Origin of the sequence: Formivibrio citricus (assembly GCF_900115065.1) — a bacterium.
Classification (GTDB): Bacteria; Pseudomonadota; Gammaproteobacteria; order Burkholderiales; family Chitinibacteraceae; genus Formivibrio; species Formivibrio citricus.
On record NZ_FOVE01000027.1, the window covers coordinates 1 to 22,390 of the forward strand.

Consider the following 22,390-nt stretch of genomic DNA (forward strand, 5'->3'; position numbering starts at 1 on the left):
CGCCCACCGGCTCGAACCGACACACAGCCGCCATTTCTGGGATGCGGTGGAGCGGGCATTGCCGGATTATGAACGCGCGGTGAGCTGGCTGCGGCAACATGGAGCAGGGGCCGGCTTGTAGCGCCCACAAACGCCCAGCCAAGAAAAATGCATGGCCCGCCCAGCGAGCCGTTAAAATAAAGACATTCTGAGAACTAGTAGTCAGTCACGCAGGTTCGCGTAGATGCCGAGACGCGCATCTGCGCCCCATGCGCACGAAGTGAACCGCAGCCATAGCAGGGCTATGGCGAGGATGAGCGACAAAGCGCATGGGGATGCAGGGCGTGACGAACATAGCAGAATCTGTGTGACTGACTACTAGCACGATCGACCGTTTCCGGAGCCATCCATGTCCCGAGGCAACATTTACGTCGTCACCGCCCCTTCCGGCGCAGGCAAGACCACGCTGGTCCGCGCGCTGCTCGCCGCCGATCACAAGGTCCAGCTTTCCGTTTCCTTCACCACCCGCGCGCCGCGCACGGGCGAGGTCAACGGCAAGGATTACAACTTCGTCTCCCGCGAGGAATTCGAGCGCATGATCGCTGCCAGCGCCTTGCTGGAACACGCCGAAGTCTTCGGCAACTATTATGGCACTTCGCAGCCGTGGATCGAATCCATGCTCTCGCAAGGGCAGGACATCCTGCTGGAAATCGACTGGCAGGGTGCGCAGCAGGTGCGCCGCCTGCTGCCGGAAGCTATCGGCATCTTCATCCTGCCGCCGTCGATCGCCACGCTGGAAGAGCGCCTGCGCGGGCGCGGCAAGGATAGCGAAGAGGTCATCCTGCGCCGCCTTTCGGCTGCACGCGAGGAAATCAGTCATGTCGACGAGTTCGACTACGTGATCATCAACGACCATTTCGACGAAGCACTGCGCGATCTCGTTGCCATCGTGCGCGCCGAGCGTCTGAAGCTGGGCCGGCAGAGCGCCTTTCACCAGGCCATGATCGCCAGCATGAAAGGCTGACGTTCGATGCGCCATTTGCTGCTCGCCCTGCTGCTTCTGTCCGGAATCGCGCTGGCAGAGGAATCACCCTGTACGCTCGATACGCCGGTCGGGGACTTTTGCCTGCTGCCCATCGAATCGCTCCGCCCCACACAGTCTGCGGTGGGCGAACTGCAAGTGACGGGCGAAGTCGCCAAGATCCGCAAGCAACCCGATCTCGCAGCCTGGCAGAAAAAGAAGGTGATCCCCGTGGTCATCGGCCCCCAGGGCAATTACTACCTGACCGACCGCCACCATACCTCGCACGGGCTGTGGAAAGCGGGTGAACGCACCCTCGTGGTCAAGATCATCGAACACCTGAAAAAGGCGGACGGTTTCTGGCCCGAGATGCAGGCGCGCCACTGGGTTTATCTCTTCGACGAGCACGGCACAGCGATCCCGCCTTCCGCGCTGCCGCTGCGTCTGGCCGACATGCGCGACGATCCGTACCGCTCGCTCGCCGGTTTTGCCAGGAACCGCGGCTACTTCAGGGGTACCGATGCCTATTTCATGGAATTCGAGTGGGCACGCTATTTCGGCCGCGCCATGGACTGGCAACCGGTCACTCGCAGCAACCTGGAACAGGCGCTGGAGAAGACCAGAAAGCTGGCCTGCGAGCCCGCCGCGCACGGGCTGCCGGGCTACGACGCCGCGGCCTGCGCGGCAAGCAGGGCCGTCCAGTGATATAATCGCCGGTTCCAAACCAAGATTTGTGGAGATTGAATCATGGCCCGTGTCACCATTGATGATTGCATCGATCGTATCGAAAACCGTTTTGATCTGACTCTGGTTGCAGCCTACCGCGCCCGCCAGCTCGAAAACGGCTCCAGCCCGCAACTGGAAAACGTTGGCCGCGACAAGCCGACCGTCACCGCCCTGCGCGAAGTCGCTGCCGGCCTCGTCGGCATGGAAATGCTCACCCGCAACCGCGGTTGAGCCGGGAACCCCTTCTGCTGTCCTCCGACATGGAACCGGTCATCACCCCGGAAGACGTCCCGGCACTTGCCGGGGCGCCGGACGTGATCGCCGAAGCCAACCGCTTTCTTGCTGAACAAACGCTTTACCTCAAGGCCGAGGACCGGGCGCTGCTGCGCAACGCCTTCCTGTTTGCCGAAGCCTCGCACCGCAGCCAGATCCGCCAATCCGGCGAGCCCTATATTTCGCACCCGCTGGCCGTTGCCGGCATCCTCACCGAATGGAAGCTCGATACCCAGGCACTCGCTGCAGCCTTGCTGCACGATGTGATGGAGGATAGCGGCGTATCCAAGCTGGAGCTGACCGAGAAATTCGGCAAGACCGTCGCCGAGCTGGTCGATGGTCTGTCCAAGATCGACAAGCTGGAGTTCGAGAGCAAGGAAGAGGCGCAAGCGGAAAACTTCCGCAAGATGCTGCTGGCGATGGCACGCGACCTGCGCGTGATGCTGATCAAGCTCGCCGACCGCACGCACAACATGCGCACGCTCGATTCGGTGCGTCCGGACAAACAAAAGCGCATCGCCCGCGAAACGCTGGAAATCTACGCCCCGGTCGCCAACCGCATCGGACTGAATGGCGTCTATCGCGAACTTGACGACCTCTCGTTCAAATACCTGCATCCGCGCCGTTACGAAGTGCTGTCCAAGGCGCTCAAGGCCGCGCGCGGCAACCGGCGCGAAGTCGTCACCAAGATTCTCGACGGCATCCGCCAGAAACTCGCCGGCGCCCAGATCGAGGCCAGCGTTTCCGGCCGGGAAAAGAACCTCGCCAGCATCCACCGCAAGATGCTGGAAAAGCACCTCTCGTTCTCCGAAGTGCTGGATATCTACGGCTTTCGCGTCATCGTCAAGGACGTGCCCACCTGCTACGTCGCGATGGGCGCGCTGCACAGCCTGTTCAAGCCGATCGCCGGCAAGTTCAAGGACTACATCGCCATCCCCAAGGCCAACGGCTACCAGAGCCTGCACACCACGCTGTTCGGCCCCTATGGTACGCCGATCGAGATCCAGATCCGCACCGGAGACATGCACCATATCGCCGATGCCGGCGTGGCCAGCCACTGGATGTACAAGAGCGGGGACGAAGGCTTCAGCGACGTGCAGCAAAAGACCCACCAGTGGCTGCAATCGCTCCTGGAGTTGCAATCCGAATCCGGCGATGCGGTCGAATTCCTGGAACACATCAAGGTCGATCTTTTCCCGGACCAGGTTTACGTGTTCACGCCCAAGGGCAAGATTCTCAATCTGCCGCAGGGCGCGACCTGCGTCGATTTCGCCTACGCCGTGCATTCGGACATCGGCGACCGCTGCATCGCGGCCAAGATCAACCACGAGCTCGCGCCACTGCGCTCCCGCCTCAAGAACGGCGACCAGGTCGAGATCGTCACCGCCGCGCACGCGCGCCCCAATCCAAGCTGGCTGACCTTCGTCACGACCGGCAAGGCACGCTCGCACATCCGCCACTTCCTGCGCACACTGCGTTTCGACGAATCCGTTCTGCTCGGCGAGCGCCTGCTCAATCAAGCCTGTACGACCCTCGGGCAGCAGGCTTCCATTTCGGCGGAAATGTGGGAGCGCTACCTGCGCGAAAACGGCGACAAATCGCGCGAAGAAGTGCTCGCCGATATCGGGCTAGGCAAGCGCCTGCCCGTCGTTGTCGCCAAGCGTCTGTTGCAACTCGCCGGCCAGTGGGCCGACGAGCCCGCGCCTGGCAAGAAGACAACCGCCGTCACCATCCGCGGCACCGAAGGCATGTCGATCCAGTTTGCCCACTGCTGCAACCCGATTCCCGGCGACCCGATCCTCGGCGTGGTCAAGAAGGATCAAGGGCTCATCATCCACACGCACGATTGCCCGGTGCTGACCAAGAACCGCGTCGACAGCGACAGGCTGATCGACGTGGAATGGGATCCGGAAGTCTCACGCCTGTTCGATGTCACGATCCGCGTCATGTCCGCCAACAAGCGCGGCACGCTAGCCAGCATCGCCGCCGCCATCGCCGAAGCCGAGAGCACCATTTCTGCGGTGTCCATGAACGGCAGCAGCGAAACCGACGAACAGGGCCACAACATGATCCAGTTCACGCTGCAGGTCAGCAACCGCAGCCATCTGGCCAAGATCATGCGCGGCATCCGCCAATTACCGACCGTTTTCCGCCTCAGCCGCATGCACGGCCCGGTGTAAAATAGATTTTTTGAGTCCGGAACATCGCCCGTGATTACCGTCACCATCAACGGCGCCCCGCGCCAGTTCAACGCACCGCTCACCATCAGCGAGCTGATCGTCGCGCTTGACCTTACCGGGAAGCGCGTCGCGATCGAACGCAACGGGGACATCGTGCCGCGCAGTCAGCATGCTGCCACCCCGGTCGCAGACGGCGACCAGTTTGAAATCGTTGTTGCCGTTGGCGGAGGCTGACGGCTTCCCAGCCTACAGAGGATCCAGCAATGCAAGACACCCTTCAGATCGCCGGCAAAAGCTATTCTTCGCGCCTTTTGGTCGGCACCGGCAAATACAAGGACTTCGCCGAAACCCGTGCGGCCATCGATGCCAGCGGCGCCGAAATCGTCACCGTCGCCATCCGCCGCGTGAATATCGGCCAGGATGCGAGCCAGCCCAGCCTGCTCGATTTCCTGCCGCCGAAGGAATTCACCTACCTGCCCAACACCGCCGGCTGCTACAGCGCGGACGATGCCGTGCGCACCCTGCGTCTGGCGCGCGAACTGCTCGACGACCACACGCTGGTCAAGCTGGAAGTTCTGGGCGATCCGAACACCCTGTACCCGAACGTGCGCGAAACACTGAAGGCAGCGGAAACGCTGGTCGCCGAAGGCTTCGACGTCATGGTCTACACCTCGGACGACCCCATCATCGCCCGCGAACTGGAACAGATCGGCTGCTGCGCCATCATGCCGCTCGCGAGCCTGATCGGTTCGGGAATGGGCATCCTCAACCCGTGGAACCTGCGCCTCATCATCGAGCAGAGCAAGGTCCCGGTGATCGTCGACGCAGGTGTCGGCACGGCGTCCGATGCCACGATAGCCATGGAGCTCGGCTGCGACGGTGTGCTGATGAACACCGCGATTGCCGCCGCGCGCGATCCGATCCGCATGGCCCGCGCCATGAAGCTGGCCGTTGAATCCGGCCGCGACGCCTTTCTCGCCGGCCGCATGCCTAAAAAGCTCTATTCCGCCGATCCTTCCAGCCCGTTGAGCGGGATGATCGGGACCAAGTAACGTGACAGACATGAACGATATCGATATATCTGCCGGCCAGGAGGCCGAAAACCCGCTCTTCGGTCGCCGCATCCGCAGCTTCGTGCTGCGCCAGGGGCATCTCTCGAAAGGCCAGGAACGCGCGCTCGAAGAGTTCGGGCCGCGTTTTTGCATCCCCTTCCAGAAGGAAATTCTCGATCTCGATGCGACCTTCGGCCGGGCGGCGCCCAAGGTACTGGAAATCGGTTTCGGCATGGGCGGGGCTACCGCCGAGATCGCGACCACACTGCAGGACACCGATTTTCTCGGTATCGAGGTACATACGCCCGGCGTGGGCAGCCTGCTGAAACTGGTCGGCGAACAAAACCTGGGCAACCTGCGCATCGTCCAGCACGATGCAGTGGAAGTACTCGAACACATGATCGCCCCGGAAACGCTCGACGGCGTGCACGTGTTTTTTCCCGATCCCTGGCACAAGAAGCGGCACAACAAGCGCCGCCTGATCAAGCCGGAATTCGTGAAGCTGCTGGTATCCCGCCTGAAAACCGGGGGCTACCTGCATCTGGCGACCGACTGGGAAGACTATGCGGTCCAGATGCTGGAAGTACTCTCTGCCGAGCCAGCGCTGCAAAACACCGCCGACGGCTACGCGCCGCGACCGGACTATCGCCCCCTGACCAAGTTCGAGAATCGCGGCATCAAACTGGGGCACGGGGTCTGGGATCTGGTGTTTCGCAAAACCGACTCGTAATCTGTACGAGCTTGCGCTCATGGCTCGCGGCAGATTATGAACAGGTTCTCAAACATCCTTCTAGCCTGTAAATCCGGCTTGTTCTAGACTTGATGGTGGTTCCGCTGCACAGCCGCAGCCCTCACATTTGCAGGAGACATTCATGGCTAACCTTCCTCTTCGCAGCCTTTCCCTGATCGTGCTGTCGCTGTTCACGCTGGCGGGCTGCTCCAGCATGCGTTCAACACCGTCCTCCAACGTACCCGCAACCGTGCATACTACTGCGCCTGTCCAGGAATCGGCCATGCCGCCGGTCATTCTGCCCTCCAAGGTAACGGCAACCGGTTACGGCACGCTTCCGACTCAGGAAGGGCTCTCGATGGAGCAACGCCGGCTTCTGGCCATGCGCGCCTCGAAACTGGATGCTTACCGCTCACTGGCCGAAACCGTCTCAGGGCTGAAAATCACCGGCAACAGCACGGTTTCCGCTGTTACCATGAACAACGACAGTTTCCGCGTCTATGTCGAGGCTTACCTACGCGGCGCACGGGTTCTGACCGTAACCCCGATGCCCGGCGGCAGCTACGAAACCGTTCTGGAGTTGCAACTGGGCGGCGAGTTCTACCGCGATGCCGGTGTCGCTGCACACGGCCAGCCGGTCATGCCGCCCATAGTCGCCGCCCCTGCCGCCGCACCGGCACAACCCGTCACTCAACCGGCAGCCAAACCAGCTGCGGCAGCACCCGCTGACACGAGTGCCACCAGTTCCAACTTCTATCTGGCCCAGTAAATGAAGACTTGGTGCGCCGCCCTTGCGGCGCTTTTGTTTTCAGCATCCCTGACCGCAGCACCATTCGAGGGCATCGCGCCGCTAGGAATGGACGGTGTTGCCAGCGCACGCGCAGCGGCCATCCGCGACGCCCTGGAAAATGCCAGCTTAAACCAGGGAGCCACCGTCAAAGCCTCCTCGCTCGGCAATGGCAACGGCGACACCCTGAACGTTCGCGGCCAGCCGTTGGGCAACTACACGGTCCTGCGCGAATGGCAAGCCAATGGTTTTTATCATGTCACGCTGGATGTGCAGCCGGCAGTTGCGAACCGCCCCGCACCAGCCTCTGGAGCCGAAGCCTCCAGCAGCAGTTGCGGCCCGGATTACCGGCGCAAGGCACTGGTCACGCGCCTGACCGTTCTCAACCCGGTACAAATTCCCGACCTGACCCGTTTCCCTGAAGAACTGCAAGCCGAACTGGCGCGACGCATGGATACCAGCGGCCATTTCCTGCCGCAAAGCAGCTCCACGGAAGCCGCCTTTGCCCTGCAGCCCTCCCATGGCGAGCCGCAATTGAACACGGAGTGGATCCGCGACCTGGCGCGGCGTTACGGCGTGCAGTTCGTGGTCGGCGGTGTGGTGCGGGATGCAGGCTTCGAGGGCGAGCATTACACTTTCAGCCACGGCAACGACATCCGGCCGGGCGAACGCAAGCTGGCACTCAATGTTCCGATCATCAGTTTCGGGAAACCCGGGATCAAGGCCACCCCTTCTGCTCGGCGTTTCGAGCTGGACCTTTTCGTCTTCGACGGCATCTCCGGTGCGCTGGTCAAGCGCCACCGCTTTGCAGGCCGCGCGGAAGGGCATATCCTGTACGGAGGCGAGATGGTGATGGCTTCAGGTGTCGACACGGCAACGGCCCGGTTTTTCGCCTCCGACTTCGGCAAGCTGGTCGATGCCAAGCTGAATGAGGCGGTTCAGGCAGTTCAGGCGGATGTCCGGTGCATTCCTTTTTCGTCCCGGGTGGTGCGCGTTGAGAACGGACGCGTCTATCTGGATGCGGGCAGCACCAGCCGCATTGCGCCGGGAGATCGCCTGCAGGCCTTCCGCTTGCGCCCCGGCGCGTTGCCCATAGCAGGAAACGGACAGGCACTACCGGGCCAGTTGGGCTGGCCGGAGGAGTTGGCAGGAACGCTGGTGATCAAGGATGTCCAACCGCTCTTTTCGATGGCGCTGCCGGAAGGCAACCTGCGGATCGAAGTCGGGGACTACGTCCGGTCTGCCGGACAGGAGTGGAAAAAATGAAAATCTTGAACGCGTTTGTTTTTCTGGGATTGACCACCAGCGTTGCACTGGCGGCAAACGATCCTCATGAAAAAACTGCCGAAAAGCCTGCCGCTGCAGCCACGAAACCCGCGCCATCCCCTGTCGCCAGCGCCCCGGCAGCCAGGGTCGTCAAACCGGCGCCTGTCGTTGTCCCCAAGCGTGTGTATGTGTCGCCGCGAGCGGCACCCAAAGTCGCAGCCAAGAAAAAAAGCACCAAGGCCACCGGCAAGGTTCGCGTGCTATCCGCCAACAGCCTGCCGGTCGGTGCCATCGTTCCGCCCTTGCAAGCTGCTCCGGCAATGACGAAACCCGAAACGAAGCCCGCCAACAGTCAGACACCGGTTTACGTGCTGACCGATCCGAACCTGCGCTGGCAGCTCTACAGTTATCCGTAACGACAGTTACCGGCAGACTACCTCTTTCAATTCGGCGCCGCGCAACTGGCCGCTGGCCTTTTCCAGTTTCTTGCGGTTGTCCGGAGAAACATTGCGCAGCAGGAAAGTCACCGGCTTGAGCGTGTCTTCCTTGTCGCGAAGGATGGCCGACCGCACGCCTTTTTCCCTGAGCTCCGCCAGTCGCCGTTCGCCTGCCTCGCGCGAACTGAAGACGCCGAGCGAGATCGCGTTCTGCCATCGCTTGCCGTCGTTGACCACAAAATAATCGTCCACGCCCAGATCAGCAATTTGCTGTGCCTTTTTGCGCGCCTCGGCCAAGGTGGACTGGGGGGGAACGTAAACCCAGAATTTGGCATTCTCCGCGCCGCCGCTTTCGGCGGCACTCAATCCCAATGCCTTGAGGCGGTTGCGCGCCTGCGGCGCCTGCTCAAGGGTGATTCCGCTCCAGCGCAGGCAAACCGAAGGCGCTGCCGGAGCCTTGTCAGCGGTTTGCGGCACAGGTGCGGCAACCTGCGCCGGCAGGGAGGCCGGGGCAGACGCCGGCAGCGATGCGCGAGCATCCTTGGTCTTGGAAGCCAGTTGCCCGGTCACGACCCGGACCTGGCTGGCATTGATTTCCCGGCCGCGAGGATCGATCGGCGCCGCGCCGCCTCCGAACTGGATCACGGCCAATACCAGCGCATTGGCAAGCAGAAAAACAAAGAAGAGCCACTTCATTGAAACGCTCCATTTGCGGCCAGCGCGGCCAGTCCGTACAACGGAAGATGATCCACCAGAGAAACCTCGCCCTCAAGCAGAGGAACAATCCGCGACGCATCGCCTCCGGTCAGCACGACATGCACCTCGCGTTGCCCGACGGCCTGAAGACGCTGCCTCATGATCTCGACGGCACCACTCAGGGCATTCAGACAACCGGTTTCGATGGCATCGTCAGTCGAGACGGGGAAAGCCACATGGCACCCGATTGCCAGCGGCAAGCGTGCAGTCCCCCCAGCCAGTGCGGCCTTCATCAATTGGTAACCGGGCTGGATGCTGCCGCCGAGAAAATCGCCGGCCGCGGTCAAGACATCCACAACCTGCGCCGTTCCGGCAGAAACCACGACCAGCGCCTTGCCGGGGAACAGGCTGCGAGCGCCCAGAACGGCTGCCCAGCGGTCCGGCCCCAGCCGGCTGGCATCGTAATGGTTACGTACCCCCAGCGCCTCGGGGCAGGGGCGCAACCATTTCACCGGCAAACCCCATGACTGCCGCGCCCGCTCCTCGACCATGACCTGCACGTCGGCAGAAACCACCGAACATCCCATGACGCCATCCGGCCTGGGCAACGTTTGCCAGGCTTGAGCCAAACCATTCAGATTACTTGCGCCAGTCAGCGAGAGCTTCCCGTCTCGTTCCTGCGCCCATTTGATGCGGGTGTTGCCCAAATCCAGCAGCAGGTTCAAGACGCTCTCCTGAGACTTACATCGGCGCTGTAAAACCGTTTCTCCTGCTCCGCCACCTGCATGCGCAATGCACCGTCTTCCGCAACGCCCAGCGCCGTTCCGGCCAGTTGGCGGCCGTCCGGGGTACGGACTTCGCACTCGCTGCCCTGCCAAGCGTGGCACTGCTCCCATTCGGAGCGGAAAGGTGCAAAACCTTCCCGGGAAAATTGCTCCAGAACCTGTTCCAGTTCAGCCAGACTGCGACCAAGCAAGGCATTGCGCCCAAGCAGCAGCCCGCATTCCTGCAGCCCGGCCGAGGACTGATCGAGCGCGGCATTCCAGCTTTGCGGAGCGCGCAGATTGATGCCGATGCCGATGGCCACCTGTGCTGGCCCCATCGCATCGCCCTGCATTTCGAGCAGAATGCCCCCCGCCTTGCCCGCCGGAAGCAACAGATCATTGGGCCATTTGAGGCGGAGCTCCGTTACGCCCGCAGAATGGATGGCGCGGGCCAATGCCACGCCCACCGCCAGCGGCAGGCCGACGAGTTGCGCTGGTCCTTCCAGGAAAGTCCAGGCCAGCGAAAACAGCAGGCTGCCGCCGATCCCGCCCTGCCACGAGCGGCCCATGCGGCCCCGCCCACCGCTTTGCCATTCCGCGGCCAGCACGCGTCCATGCTCGGGCTTGGCCTGCAACGCCTGGTTGGTCGATTCGATACTGTCAGCCACCGACACTTTCAATGCGCTTCCGGGAGCCAACCCCGCAGCGACAAGCTGCGGATCAAGCCATTCGATGGGAGTGTGCAGGCGGTAGCCCAGCCCATGCCGGCGCTCGATGGCAATGCCGTATTCCTCGGCGCGCGCAAGCGTCATCGAGACGCCCGCCCGGGATATGCCCAGTTTTTCGGCCACCACTTCGCCGGAAATGAACCGGTCGGCATCCAGCTGCCGCAGACAAGCAATAAGTTTGAACATGGTCGGGATTGTGCAGGAATCAGGCATCGAACGAGAAGTGCCGCGCAATCGCCCAGCGATAGCCGTCCAGGTCTTCGATCATGGCAAAGCGGTCGCCCCAGAACATGTTGCAGGGCTCGGACAAGCTTTTGGCACCACATTCCAGCGACTGACGATAAACCGCATCCACGTCATCCACATAAAGGTAAAACACCTGTGAAGCCATGACTCCCATGGCGGCAGGGGATTTTTCCGGGGAGCCGAACGAGCCTTCGGGAGAAAACATCAGCACCAGTTCGCCATGGTGTTCCATCTCGACATGGATCAGGAAACCGAATTTCTTGAGCTCCTTTCTGACGCGAAAGCCGAATGCGCGGGAATAAAACTCGATGCTGCGCTCGGCATTCCTGACCATCAGATAGGGAGTGAGCCACTGGAATTTGGCTGGCCGGGGATCGGGCATGGGGCATTCCTATTGAATCGGGTGAGACGCCCTGATTTTAGCGCCTGTTTCAGCGGACGACTGCGTCTTTACGTCGATTGATCAAGAGGGACTCAGACTCTGTTTCGCTCGATCGTTACCAGTTCGGTCACGCTCATGATCCGCAGCAAGCCCAGCACCAGTTCGTTGACATGCACCAGATGAACGTTCTTGCCCTGCTGCAGGCAAGCCATGAACAGGTTGAGGAGTTGACCAGCGGATTCGAAATCGATCCGATCCACCTGTTCGAAGTCGATCACGATCTTACTGCCAGAACGCGCTGCATATTCGCGGATTTCCGCCAACGACTGCGAATGCTGACTCGTGATTGCGCCGTGAAGTGCCAAGCTGCCGCCCTCGCCGGTCGGCTTGGACGGGGTGGCCGCCTCCTCCCGGGCCAGTTTTACAGGCAAGGTTTTCGGGACAAGGCGCGGGTCCCAAGAGGGAGGGGAAACCTCGTAGGTAATCGCATATTCGATGGCAAGGTTTTCAAATTCTTCGAGCTGCCCCAGCGACTGGTGAACTTCCATCAGCAGTAGCCAGAAAGGCGCCTCAGCCGGAATGTTGCGGCCGGTCTGGATTTTTTCAGAAATCAGTTTGACGAACGTCGCCGCTCCCAGAACCTGCACCGGGGTCGCAAACCGCTTGGTCAGTTGCCAGATGGCAAGAAGCTCCACTGTAGCGGACGAATCCAGTTCCCTGACCTTGCCGAAGTCGAGCCGCAAGGGTTCAATCTTGCTGGTGGCCGCGCGAAAACGCTCCAGTTCCCTGGCTGCGGTTTCTGCCGTCAGCTTAGAACCGAACGAACAGGTGTTGCCGGGCAACGGGGCTTCTTTCTTTGGCTGGAAAGATTGCTCACGCCAGATCGGCGGCGTTTTTTCGAACTCGACGACGAACTCCAGCCCCAGCGCTTCGAATGCAGCCCGGTCATGCGTTTGCTGAAAAAGCTCGAAAAGCATGAGCCAGGTTTCCGGATGCCGCTGTCCCTTGATGCGAGGCAAATCGCCCTGCAAGGCAACAATGGCCCCGGCGCAATCGCCGTTGGCATGAAGGATAACGGCCTGTTCTTCTGCGCCACTCAGGCTGCTTTCGCTGTTGCTGACTTCGATGCCGGAGAAACCATTGCCTTCGTTACCAAACGACGGGGGCTCGGCGGCAGGAGCAGGCGCAGCCGGCTGCTCGCCGGGCCGCGAAACGTGCGTGCCAGACTCGGGGGAATCCTGATCCTTCTTCTTGAAAAACGAAAACACCTCTGCGATTCCTAGGCTGATACGGCAAATTCGAGTTGAGTTTTTGATTCTAACCCTGCAAATGCGGCAATTGAAAGACTGCCACATCGGCTTTGCATAATGAACTATTCTACACTTACGAATATTTACACAGTTTCATTCTGCAAAGCATGCCGAGGTCCACGATGAACATTGCCCATTACTTCACTCGCCGCGTACGCATCTCGCTCTACACGCTGGCAACATTGCTCGTCGTCTTTGGCCTGTTTGGTTTTCTGGTTCTGCCCGGGATCGTCAAACCCCGGCTCGAACAAGCGGCCAGCGCAGCCCTGCAGCGCAACGTCAGCATCGGCAAAGTGGAAATCAACCCCTATCTTTATCGACTGACCTTGCGCGATGTCGCCATCCAGGAAAAGGATGGCCCCCTCTTGCGCCTTGCGTCCCTGACGGCAGATGCCGAATTTTCCAGTCTGTGGCGCGGCGGACCGGTTCTGCGCGAAATCACGCTCGACTCCCCGCAAGTTCGTATCGTACGGCTGGCAGCGGATCGCTATAACTTCTCCGACCTGCTTGAAAAGAAGCCTGATGCCCCGAAAAAAACCGATGCGGCCCTGCCGCGTTTCTCGCTCGGCAACATCCGCATCCTGAATGGCCGCATCGACTTCGACGACCGCTTCCAGAATACCCGCCAAGAGATCAGCGAACTTGAATTGACCCTGCCGTTCATCTCCACGTTGCCGCAACGTGCGGACCAGTACATCGAGCCCGGCATCGCCGGCAAGCTCAATGGCTCGCCCTTCCGGTTGGCGGGCCAGAGCAAGCCCTTCAAGGATAGCCGCGAAACGCGTCTTTCGCTGACCCTGGATAAACTCGACCTGCCGCATTACCTCACCTATGTAACCCTGCCCAAGGACATTCGTTTCCCCGGCGGCAAGCTTTCCGGACAGTTGGATGTGGTATTCCGCATGGAGAAAGACCAGGCGCGCCTGTTGCTGGAAGGCAAGCTCGGTCTCAGTGACGGACGGCTCGATTTCCGCGGCGAACCGCTTCTGGCATTGCCCGCAGTCAACGTGGAAATGAAGGATCTGGAGCCTCTGGCGCAGAAATTCCGTTTCTCCCATATCGGGATCGACAAACCGGCGCTCCATGTCGCCCGCGCCGCCAGTGGCGAACTCAATTGGCTCTCCGCCTTTGCCGGCGAAAAAACCGCTGCAAAACCGGCCACCGCAAACGCAACCCCGCTGCCCCTGGTCGAAGTAGGCAGTCTGACGCTGGAAGAGGGACGGATCGAATGGAAAGATGCAGCAGTCAAACCCGCCCACACCGAGCGCGTGGAAGCCATCAGCATCCAGGCCAAACAACTTTCCACGGCAGCCAAGGCATCCTCCCCGGTCAGCGTCAGTTTCAAAACCGGCCACGGCGAATCATTCAAGACCGACTTGCAGTTGCAACCGACTCCACTCACCGCGGAAGGCCGTATTGAACTGGACAACATCCAGCCCGGCCGTCATGCCCCCTACCTCAAACCGTTCTTCGTCGGCGACATTGCCAACGGCCAGATCGCAACCCGGCTGAACTTCCGCTTCAGCGCAGAACCCTTTGCGCTGACCGTATCCGAAGGGCAGTTCGGCATCGAAAATCTGGCCGTGCGTCTGGCCGGAGAAAAACAGCCCGCACTGAAACTCGCCGCGCTCAATGCCAGCGGAATCGGCCTCGATCTGGGCAAAAAACAACTGGAACTCGCCAGCCTCAATGCCAAGGGGGCCGAAGTTTTCGCTGTACACAACAAGGATGATTCCTTCAACCTGGTGAAGCTGCTGCCGCCATCCAAAGCCGCCCCCGCCAAGTCCACAGCCAAGGAGGCGCCATGGCGCGTCAAAGTGGCCCAACTGGCGCTGGAGAACAACGCCCTGCGGCTGGAGGATCGTCGCCGGGAAAAAACCCCGCCACTGGCCCTGAGCGCCATCGACCTGCGCGCCCAAAACCTCGATACCGTGCGCGGCAGCCAAGCCCAGTTGACCCTTTCAGCCCGCAGCGGAAAGCGCGGCCAGATCAGGATCGCCGGCCCCTTCGTACCGCAACCGTTCTCGGCCAAATGGCAACTCGACATCAACGATTTCGATGCCGCCTTTGCCCAGTCCTACCTTGCGCAGTATCTCAACGTGCAACTCGCGAGCTTGCTGATCAACGCCAAGGGCGAAACCCAGGTCGCGACCGAGCCCAAAATGTCCGTGCGTTACCGGGGCAACATGGCGGTCAACAACTTCCTTGCCATCGACCGCGTCAACGGCGCCAACTTCCTGCGCTGGCGCACACTGGCACTCAATGGCATCAACGCCCAAAGCGAACCGGCCCGGCTCGACCTCAACGAAATCGCGCTGACCGATTTCTACTCGCGCCTGATTCTTTCCAAGAGCGGCCGCCTCAACCTGCAGGACATCCTGGTGCAGAACGGGCAAGCCACCTCGATCACCAGCGGCGAAACCGCCAGCGCCCCTGCCGCGAAACCAGAAACCGCCTCGGCCCCGGCCAAGGCCCGTGAACCGTTGCCGCCGATCCGCATTGGCAAGGTCAAGCTCGCCAAAGGCAACATCAACTACACCGACAACTTCATCCAGCCCAATTTCACCGCCAACCTCACCGACATGGGCGGCGAAATCACCGGGTTGTCGAGCAAGGCCGACACGCGCGCCAGCGTCGACCTGCGCGGCAGTGTCGACCGCATCGCACCGGTCACCGTTGCCGGCAGCCTCAACCCGCTGGCGCAACCCATGTTCCTCGACATCAAGTCCGCAGTGAAAGGCTACGAGCTGACTGCCGCCTCGACCTATTCGGCCAAATACGCCGGTTACGGCATCGAGAAAGGCAAGCTGTCGATGGATGTGGCCTACTTCATCGAAAACAACAAGTTGAAGGCGGCCAACCAGTTGTTCCTCGACCAACTCACGCTTGGCGACAAGGTCGACAGCCCCGATGCCACCAAGCTGCCGGTGAAGTTCGCTCTCGCGCTCCTGACCGATCGGCGCGGCCAGATCAACCTGAACCTGCCCATCGAAGGCTCGCTCGACGACCCGCAATTCCGCATCGGCCGCATCATCTGGCAGGTGATCGGCAATTTGCTGGAAAAAGCCGTCACTTCGCCGTTCAGTGCACTGGGTTCGCTGTTTGGCGGCAAAGAGGAGAGCTTCTCTCGTGTCGAATTCGAGCCTGGTCGCGCCGCTCTGAACGCCGAGGCCTCGCAATCACTCGCCAAGCTGGCCCAAGCCCTGAACGACAGGCCTGCGCTCAAGCTCGACATGGCGGGCTGGATCGACCCGGCCGCCGACCGCGAGGGCATCCGCCGCAACAAACTCAACGCCAAAATTCGTGCCCGCAAGCTCGCCCAGTTCACCGACAAGGGCCAGTCCAGCGAACAGGCCGAGCGCGCAATCACCCCCGAGGAATACCCGAAGCTGCTGGCGCAGGTTTACGGCCAGGAAAAGTTCGCCAAGCCACGTAACCTGGTCGGCTTGGCCAAGAGCCTGCCGCCTGCGGAAATGGAAAAGCTGATCATGGCCAATACCCCGGTCAGCGACGATGAACTCAACGCCCTGGCCCTGCGCCGCGCGACCACGGTCAAGGATGCGCTCAAGGCCGCCGGGCTCGACGACGCACGCCTGTTCATCCTCAAGCCGCAACTCGTCCCGCCCGCCGATGTCCTGAAAAAAGACGGGGGCAAGGCCACGCGCGTACAGTTTGTCTTGAAATAGGAGCCCGCCATGTCCCGTTCCCCGCTGCTGCCATGCCTGGCCCTGATGCTGATGTCGTTGGGTGCCTCGGCGGCCCAGCCCTCTGGGCTCAGCTTTTCGCACAAGGACTGGGAGATCGCGTGCGACAACACCCGCACCTGCCGGGCCGCCGGCTACCATAGCGAAGGCGGCGAAGAAGAGAGCCTGCCCGTTTCCGTTCTGCTGACCCGCGAAGCGGGGCCGACCCAGCCGGTGACCGGCGAGCTAATGCTCGGGAATTACGGCGATGAGGACGCCATCAAGAAATTGCCGGCAACATTCAAGCTGGCGATGCGCATCAATGGCCGGTTTATCGGCGAAATTCCGGTCGACGCACTCTCTGCAAAACTGAGCGCCAGTCAGGTCGCGGCGTTGACCGCGGCACTGGCCCGCACCAGCAAGATCGAATGGTCTTATGGCGAATACCGCTGGCGGCTTTCCGACCAAGGCGCCGCCGCAGTGTTTTTGAAGATGGATGAATTCCAGGGACGGATCGGCACGCCGGGCGCACTGCTGAAAAAAGGAAAGCTTCCGGAGAGCAAAGCCTTGCCGCCCCTCCCGGCCCCCATTGTCAACGCGGCCAAACTGGCCAAGCCGCGCCCGGAAGACCGCCAACTGGAAACCGGAAAATCCAAAGCCCTGATCAAGGCACTCGCTACGGCCGCTGGCAATGAGGAGTGTGGTCGCCTGACCAACCAGGAAACGGAAGAGCCCAAATTGACTGTTGTGCGGCTCAATGCCAACAAACTGCTGGTATCCACCACCTGCTGGCTCGCTGCCTACAACATCGGCCACGGCTTTTGGGTTATCAATGACAAGCCGCCTTACCAGCCGGTTCTGGTAACCACCTCCGGCTCCGACCATGGAAACGGCAACATCACGGCAAGCCACAAGGGTCGGGGATTGGGCGATTGCTGGTCATCGGATGAATGGGACTGGAACGGCACGCAATTCGTCCACACCCAGTCATCCACAACCGGTATGTGCAGACTGATCACCCTCGGCGGCACTTGGCAGCTGCCCACCCTCGTGACGGATGTGCGCCCCGCTCAGTGACCAACCCGATTCCGCTCATGGTTCGACAGACTCGCCACGAACGGAATCAACCCAGCCCCCCGTTAGTCCTGAGCCTGTCGAAGGATGAACGGGGCCATGCGGTCAACGCAAACGCGCCAACCCTTCTTCGCCCACCAACGCCATGCACTGCGAGGTATAGGTGAACACCGCCAGCTTGGCATAGGGCTCGTCCTTGGCTTCGCCCATCAGACCGCTCATCGCCCGGCTGTCCGCCACGATTTTCTGCCCGACGCATTCGCAGCCTTTTTTATCGTCGAACGCGATTTTCGAGGCGTTGAAAATTTCGTCCAGTGCATTGAACATCTTGTCCTTCTGGCACGACTGGACAAAGCTTTTCTGGAAAATTTCTTCAATTCCGGCGGCTTGCACCGGAGACATCAGGCCAAGAGCCAGGGCAATCGGGGGCAGGATTTGCTGCATGCGCATGGGATAGCTCCATAAGAGATCGTGCCGTCATTGGAGCATGGCCTTTCAAGCCCGGCAAGACAAACGAAGCTATGTTTCGTGCCCGCCCCAAGCGCGCGCCCAGGCGGTACGATCCCAGATTGTCCATCCTACGCGAGCGCTGGCGGCCGGCTTGCGGTCATTTTGCCCCCTTGCTCGTCGTCCATGGAATAACCATGGACTCCTCGCAAGTGGCCAAACTGCCTCGCAATCCAATTCGCCATCATCTCGCGTCCTAATGAACAATCTGGGATAATCTGCGGTTCCAAAAAATTCGCCGATCCGAGACCGCCATGGAACTCGCCAAGAGTTTTGAACCCGCCGATATCGAACGCCGCTGGTACCCGCAATGGGAAGCCGCCGGTTATTTCAAGCCGAACATGCTGGCTGAAGCCACTTCCTTCTGCATCCAGTTGCCGCCGCCGAACGTGACCGGCACGCTGCACATGGGGCACGCCTTCAACCAGACCATCATGGACGGACTGACCCGCTACCACCGCATGAAGGGCGAAAACACCCTGTGGAATCCGGGCACCGACCACGCGGGCATCGCCACGCAGATCGTGGTCGAGCGCCAGCTTGAAGCGCAGTGCATCAACCGCCACGATCTCGGCCGCGACAAATTCATCGAGCGCGTGTGGGAATGGAAAGCCGAGTCCGGCGCCACCATCACCCGCCAGATGCGCCGCATGGGCGCCTCGGTCGACTGGACGCGCGAATACTTCACGATGGACGATCAATGCTCCAAGGCCGTGACCGAAGTGTTTGTCCGCCTGTTCGAGCAAGGCCTGATCTACCGCGGCAAGCGTCTCGTGAACTGGGATCCGGTTCTCGGCACCGCCGTGTCCGACCTTGAAGTCGTCAGCGAGGAAGAAGACGGCCACATGTGGCACATCAAGTACCCGCTCGCCGACGGTTCGGGCGAACTGGTCGTCGCCACCACCCGTCCGGAAACCATGCTCGGCGACGTGGCTGCGATGGTCCACCCGGAAGACGAGCGCTACAAGCACCTGATCGGCAAGATGGTCGCGCTGCCGCTATGCGACCGCGAAATCCCGATCATTGCCGATGACTATGTGGACAAGGAATTCGGCACTGGCGTGGTGAAGGTCACCCCGGCGCACGATTTCAACGACTACGCGGTCGGCCAGCGCCACCACCTGCCGCAGATCAACATCTTCACACTCACCGCCCACGTCAATGACAACGCGCCGGCCAAGTATCGCGGCATGGATCGCGTCGAGGCACGCAAGCAGGTCGTGGCCGATCTGGCTGCGCTCGATCTGCTGGTCGACATCAAGAAGCACAAGCTGATGGTGCCGCGCGGCGACCGTACCGGCGCGATCATCGAGCCGATGCTGACTGACCAGTGGTTCGTGGCCATGAGCAAGGCCGATGAAACCGGCAAGAGTATCACCGAAAAGGCGCTCGAAGCCGCCGAAACCGGCGAAGTGAAGTTCGTTCCGGAAAACTGGATCAACACCTACAACCAGTGGCTGAAGAACATCCAGGACTGGTGTATCAGCCGCCAGCTCTGGTGGGGCCACCAGATTCCGGCCTGGTACGACGAAGAAGGCAACATCTACGTTGCCCGCACCGAGGCCGAAGCCCAAGCGAAAGCGCCGGGCAAAACCCTGAAGCGCGACAACGATGTGCTCGATACCTGGTTCAGCTCGGCGATCGTGCCGTTCTCGACGCTCGGCTGGCCGGAGCAAACCCCGGAATTCAAGGCCTTCCTGCCGTCTTCCGTGCTCGTAACCGGCTTCGACATCATCTTCTTCTGGGTGGCCCGGATGATCATGATGACCAAACACTTCACCAACGAGGTGCCGTTCAAGCACGTCTACGTGCACGGTCTGGTGCGCGATGCCGAAGGCCAGAAGATGTCCAAATCGGAAGGCAACGTGCTTGATCCGGTCGACCTCATCGACGGCATTGCGCTGGAACCGTTGCTGGAAAAGCGCACCACCGGCCTGCGCCGTCCCGAGACCGCGCCCAAGGTCGCCGACAAGACCAAAAAGGAATTCCCGGAAGGCATTCCGGCCTACGGTACCGACGCGCTGCGTTTTACCTTCGCGAGCCTTGCCACCTTGGGCCGCAACATCAACTTCGACCAGAAGCGCTGCGAGGGCTACCGCAACTTCTGCAACAAGCTGTGGAACGCCACGCGCTTCGTGCTGATGAACGTCGAAGGCAAGGATGTCGGTCTCGATGAAACGCTGCCGCTGGAATACGGCTTTGCCGACGAGTGGATCATCGGCCGTCTGCAACAGGCCGAGCACGACATCAGCCTGGCTTTCGACACCTTCCGCTTCGACCTCGCCGCGCAAGGCATCTACGAATTTGTCTACGAATACTGCGACTGGTATATCGAGCTTTCCAAGGTGCAGATGCAGACCGGCAACGAGGCCCAGCAGCGCGCTACGCGCCGCACGCTGATCCGCGTACTGGAAACCATCCTGCGCATGGCTCACCCGATCATTCCGTTCATCACGGAAGAGCTCTGGCAAACCGTTGCGCCACTCGCCGGCAACAAGACCGCCGAATCGATCATGGTTGCTGCGTGGCCGGTCGCCGATCTCGCCAAGATCAAACCAGAGGCTGACGCACAAGTCGCCACACTGCAGGCACTGGCCTTTGCCGTGCGCAACCTGCGTGGCGAAATGAACCTGTCGCCGTCGCAGAAAACCCCGCTGTTCCTCGAAGGAGGCGCCGAACTCGCCCAATTCGTGCCCTACCTGCTGCCGCTGGGCAAGCTCTCGGAGGTCAACATCGTCACCAAGCTGCCGGAAGACGATGCCCCGGTCGCCGTAGCCGGCCAGACCCGCATGATGCTCAAGGTCGAGATCGACAAGGCCGCCGAAACCGCACGTCTGACCAAGGAAATTGCCAAGCTCGAAGACGGCATCGGCAAGCTCCGCGCCAAGCTGGAAAAACCGGGTTACATCGACAAGGCCCCGGCGCATCTGGTCGAGAAGGACAAGAGCATGCTGGCCGAGCAGGAAGAAAAGCTCGGCAAGCTGCAAAGCCAGCTGGCCAAACTGAAGTAACGAAAGAACGGGCTGCCTGCGCAGCCCGTTTTCCATTGGGCGGCGGCGCCTACTGGAGTGGGTTCTTTGTAGATTCTTGATGATTTGCGTGAAATGACACCCCAACAAACCGACTATCGCGGCATCCTCGCCATCGCAGGCTGCGCCTTCCTCTGGAGCCTGGGCGGCCTGTTCATCAAGCTCATCGACTGGAACGCCATGGCGATTGCCGGCATGCGCAGCCTGATTGCCGGCATCGTGATCCTGCTCTGGCTCAAGCGCCCGCGCTTTACCTGGTCCTTCGCCCAGATCGCTGCGGGGGTCACCAACGCGGTCACCATGCTGCTGTTCGTGTTCGCCAACAAGACCACCACGGCCGCCAATGCGATCCTGTTGCAGTATTCCGCGCCGGTTTTCACCGCCATTTTCGGCGCTTGGCTGCTGCACGAGAAACCGAAAACCGAGCACCTCGTCGCCTTCCCCTTCGTGGCAGGTGGCATGCTGGTGTTCTTTCTGGATGACGTCTCGGCCGGCGGGCTGGTCGGCAACATCGCGGCAGCGGCCTCGGGGCTGACCTTCGGCCTGTATTTCGTCTTCATGCGCATGCAGAAAAACGAATCCCCGCTGGAATCGAATCTGCTGTCACAATTCATTGCTGCCGCTATTGCGCTGCCGATTGCCTGCTTCCTGCCCATGCAGGGCAGCGTCACTCCGGGTGCCATTGCCGCCATTCTGGGATTGGGCGTGGTACAGATCGGGCTGGCCGCCATTTTCTTCGCGCGCGGCATTACACGCATCACCGCAGTTCAGGCCGTGCTGATCGCGCTGATCGAACCGATCTTCAACCCGGTCTGGGTTTTCCTGAGTACGGGTGAAAAACCGGGCTCCAATGCGCTGATCGGCGGCGCAGTGATCATCGTTGCCGTGACCGCGGCTTCGATTGCCTCCGTCAGGCGTGCCAAAGGAGAAATGGTCCGCGCCGAAGTCGAAGCAGCCTCCTAAAATGAGTTTGGAAAATAATCAGGAGGTGGTTATGCGAAAGCGTGTTGTGTTGTTTCTCTTCCCGGTCCTGTTGGCGGCGGGCTGCACCTTCATCGACCCGCTTCCCGGCTCGGAGAAGGTCGTCGTAGCCAAGCCCGATCACGTCGCCTACTGTGTACGATTGGGCCAAACCAAGGTCAACGTGCTGGACAAGGCCGGGTTCATCGAACGCGATCCAGCAAAAATCAGGGCCGATCTGGAACTGCTGGCGCGCAATTCTGCGGTGGAAATGGGCGGAGATACGCTGGTGGCCGCAACACCGATCAGTGAAGGCTCGCAGACTTTCACCGTCTATCGCTGCCGGCGGTAGTGCAACAAAAACAAACCCCGGTGCTTGCCGTAATGCCGTTCACTTAAGAAAAGTAAGCGGCATTTTTCTTGATCTGCGCTGCATGCAGCACGCTCCGCCCTGGAAGGCGCCGAGAAGCACAGCAAGGCGCGGGAATTCGGCGAGCACTGTCTGAGGCCGCAGGCCGAGTTGCGCAGCCGCCGCGTCTTGCGAGCATCGCAGGGAACCC

Annotated in this window: 22 protein-coding genes; 16 read left to right on the forward strand and 6 right to left on the reverse strand. The window is 61.0% G+C overall.

Annotation, left to right across the window (positions count from 1 at the left end):
* From BMZ36_RS14890 to BMZ36_RS13555, 11 genes are all read left to right on the forward strand, one after another.
* Positions 1-121 (forward strand): YgjP-like metallopeptidase domain-containing protein (locus BMZ36_RS14890; RefSeq protein WP_143086074.1); only part of this gene is annotated, 121 nt, incomplete at its 5' end.
* A 267-nt stretch (positions 122-388) separates the two neighbouring features.
* On the forward strand, positions 389-1,003 hold the full coding sequence (gmk, locus tag BMZ36_RS13510) for a guanylate kinase (protein ID WP_091197979.1): 615 nt from the start codon (positions 389-391) through the stop codon (positions 1,001-1,003).
* A gap of 6 nt (positions 1,004-1,009) precedes the next feature.
* Complete coding sequence (locus tag BMZ36_RS13515) at positions 1,010-1,705, forward strand: ParB-like protein (RefSeq protein WP_091197995.1); 696 nt, start codon at positions 1,010-1,012, stop codon at positions 1,703-1,705.
* A 42-nt stretch (positions 1,706-1,747) separates the two neighbouring features.
* Entirely contained in the window at positions 1,748-1,957 is a 210-nt protein-coding gene (gene rpoZ / locus BMZ36_RS13520; RefSeq protein WP_091197998.1) for a DNA-directed RNA polymerase subunit omega, read from the forward strand.
* Positions 1,954-4,179 (forward strand): RelA/SpoT family protein, encoded by a 2,226-nt coding sequence (locus BMZ36_RS13525; RefSeq protein ID WP_308417375.1) that lies wholly within the window; start codon positions 1,954-1,956, stop codon positions 4,177-4,179. Before rpoZ ends, BMZ36_RS13525 begins: the two co-directional genes overlap by 4 nt.
* A 30-nt stretch (positions 4,180-4,209) precedes the next feature.
* Positions 4,210-4,413, forward strand: a complete 204-nt coding sequence (gene thiS, locus BMZ36_RS13530; protein WP_091198006.1) for a sulfur carrier protein ThiS — start codon at positions 4,210-4,212, stop codon at positions 4,411-4,413.
* A gap of 29 nt (positions 4,414-4,442) precedes the next feature.
* The gene (locus BMZ36_RS13535) at positions 4,443-5,231 is read left to right on the forward strand and encodes a thiazole synthase (protein ID WP_091198009.1); all 789 of its coding nucleotides are present in this window, start codon (positions 4,443-4,445) and stop codon (positions 5,229-5,231) included.
* A 10-nt stretch (positions 5,232-5,241) separates the two neighbouring features.
* Entirely contained in the window at positions 5,242-5,961 is a 720-nt protein-coding gene (gene trmB / locus BMZ36_RS13540) for a tRNA (guanosine(46)-N7)-methyltransferase TrmB (protein ID WP_091198012.1), read from the forward strand.
* Positions 5,962-6,103: 142 nt separating this feature from the next.
* On the forward strand, positions 6,104-6,730 hold the full coding sequence (locus BMZ36_RS13545) for an LPP20 family lipoprotein (RefSeq protein ID WP_091198017.1): 627 nt from the start codon (positions 6,104-6,106) through the stop codon (positions 6,728-6,730).
* Positions 6,731-8,014, forward strand: coding sequence for a flagella assembly protein FlgT middle domain-containing protein (locus BMZ36_RS13550; RefSeq protein ID WP_091198020.1), 1,284 nt, complete (start codon positions 6,731-6,733; stop codon positions 8,012-8,014). It begins immediately after the preceding gene.
* A complete protein-coding gene (locus BMZ36_RS13555; RefSeq protein WP_091198025.1) occupies positions 8,011-8,430 on the forward strand; it encodes a hypothetical protein in 420 nt (139 codons plus the stop codon). The genes BMZ36_RS13550 and BMZ36_RS13555 overlap by 4 nt, the downstream gene beginning before the upstream one ends.
* Positions 8,431-8,436: 6 nt before the next feature.
* Here the strand turns inward: BMZ36_RS13555 and BMZ36_RS13560 are convergent, their stop codons facing one another.
* The 5 genes from BMZ36_RS13560 to BMZ36_RS13580 form a co-directional block, all read right to left on the reverse strand.
* Positions 8,437-9,147 (reverse strand): SPOR domain-containing protein, encoded by a 711-nt coding sequence (locus BMZ36_RS13560; protein WP_091198028.1) that lies wholly within the window; start codon positions 9,145-9,147, stop codon positions 8,437-8,439.
* Complete coding sequence (locus BMZ36_RS13565) at positions 9,144-9,872, reverse strand: type III pantothenate kinase (RefSeq protein ID WP_177187891.1); 729 nt, start codon at positions 9,870-9,872, stop codon at positions 9,144-9,146. The genes BMZ36_RS13560 and BMZ36_RS13565 overlap by 4 nt, the downstream gene beginning before the upstream one ends.
* Entirely contained in the window at positions 9,869-10,825 is a 957-nt protein-coding gene (locus BMZ36_RS13570; RefSeq protein ID WP_177187892.1) for a biotin--[acetyl-CoA-carboxylase] ligase, read from the reverse strand. The genes BMZ36_RS13565 and BMZ36_RS13570 overlap by 4 nt, the downstream gene beginning before the upstream one ends.
* 19 nt (positions 10,826-10,844) lie before the next feature.
* Positions 10,845-11,267 carry a VOC family protein gene (locus tag BMZ36_RS13575; RefSeq protein ID WP_091198038.1) on the reverse strand — a complete coding sequence of 141 codons (423 nt, stop codon included), beginning with the start codon at positions 11,265-11,267 and terminating at the stop codon, positions 10,845-10,847.
* A gap of 92 nt (positions 11,268-11,359) precedes the next feature.
* A complete protein-coding gene (locus BMZ36_RS13580; protein ID WP_177187893.1) occupies positions 11,360-12,535 on the reverse strand; it encodes an STAS domain-containing protein in 1,176 nt (391 codons plus the stop codon).
* 164 nt (positions 12,536-12,699) lie between these two features.
* Between BMZ36_RS13580 and BMZ36_RS13585 the strand changes: the two genes are divergently transcribed.
* Positions 12,700-16,263, forward strand: a complete 3,564-nt coding sequence (locus BMZ36_RS13585) for a DUF748 domain-containing protein (protein ID WP_177187894.1) — start codon at positions 12,700-12,702, stop codon at positions 16,261-16,263.
* Between the two features lie 9 nt (positions 16,264-16,272).
* A complete protein-coding gene (locus tag BMZ36_RS13590) occupies positions 16,273-17,337 on the forward strand; it encodes a DUF1176 domain-containing protein (RefSeq protein ID WP_091198048.1) in 1,065 nt (354 codons plus the stop codon).
* Between the two features lie 102 nt (positions 17,338-17,439).
* On the opposite strand, the gene BMZ36_RS13595 is transcribed toward BMZ36_RS13590, so the two are convergent.
* The gene (locus BMZ36_RS13595; protein WP_091198052.1) at positions 17,440-17,784 is read right to left on the reverse strand and encodes a hypothetical protein; all 345 of its coding nucleotides are present in this window, start codon (positions 17,782-17,784) and stop codon (positions 17,440-17,442) included.
* A gap of 311 nt (positions 17,785-18,095) precedes the next feature.
* Here BMZ36_RS13595 and BMZ36_RS13600 point away from each other — a divergent pair, with 311 nt between their 5' ends.
* The 3 genes from BMZ36_RS13600 to BMZ36_RS13610 all read left to right on the forward strand — a co-directional run bounded on the left by BMZ36_RS13600 (position 18,096) and on the right by BMZ36_RS13610 (position 22,182).
* Positions 18,096-20,852, forward strand: coding sequence for a valine--tRNA ligase (locus BMZ36_RS13600; protein WP_091198055.1), 2,757 nt, complete (start codon positions 18,096-18,098; stop codon positions 20,850-20,852).
* Positions 20,853-20,945: 93 nt separating this feature from the next.
* Complete coding sequence (locus tag BMZ36_RS13605) at positions 20,946-21,833, forward strand: DMT family transporter (protein ID WP_091198059.1); 888 nt, start codon at positions 20,946-20,948, stop codon at positions 21,831-21,833.
* A gap of 31 nt (positions 21,834-21,864) precedes the next feature.
* Positions 21,865-22,182, forward strand: a complete 318-nt coding sequence (locus BMZ36_RS13610; protein WP_177187895.1) for a DUF4156 domain-containing protein — start codon at positions 21,865-21,867, stop codon at positions 22,180-22,182.
* Positions 22,183-22,390: the final 208 nt, after the last annotated feature.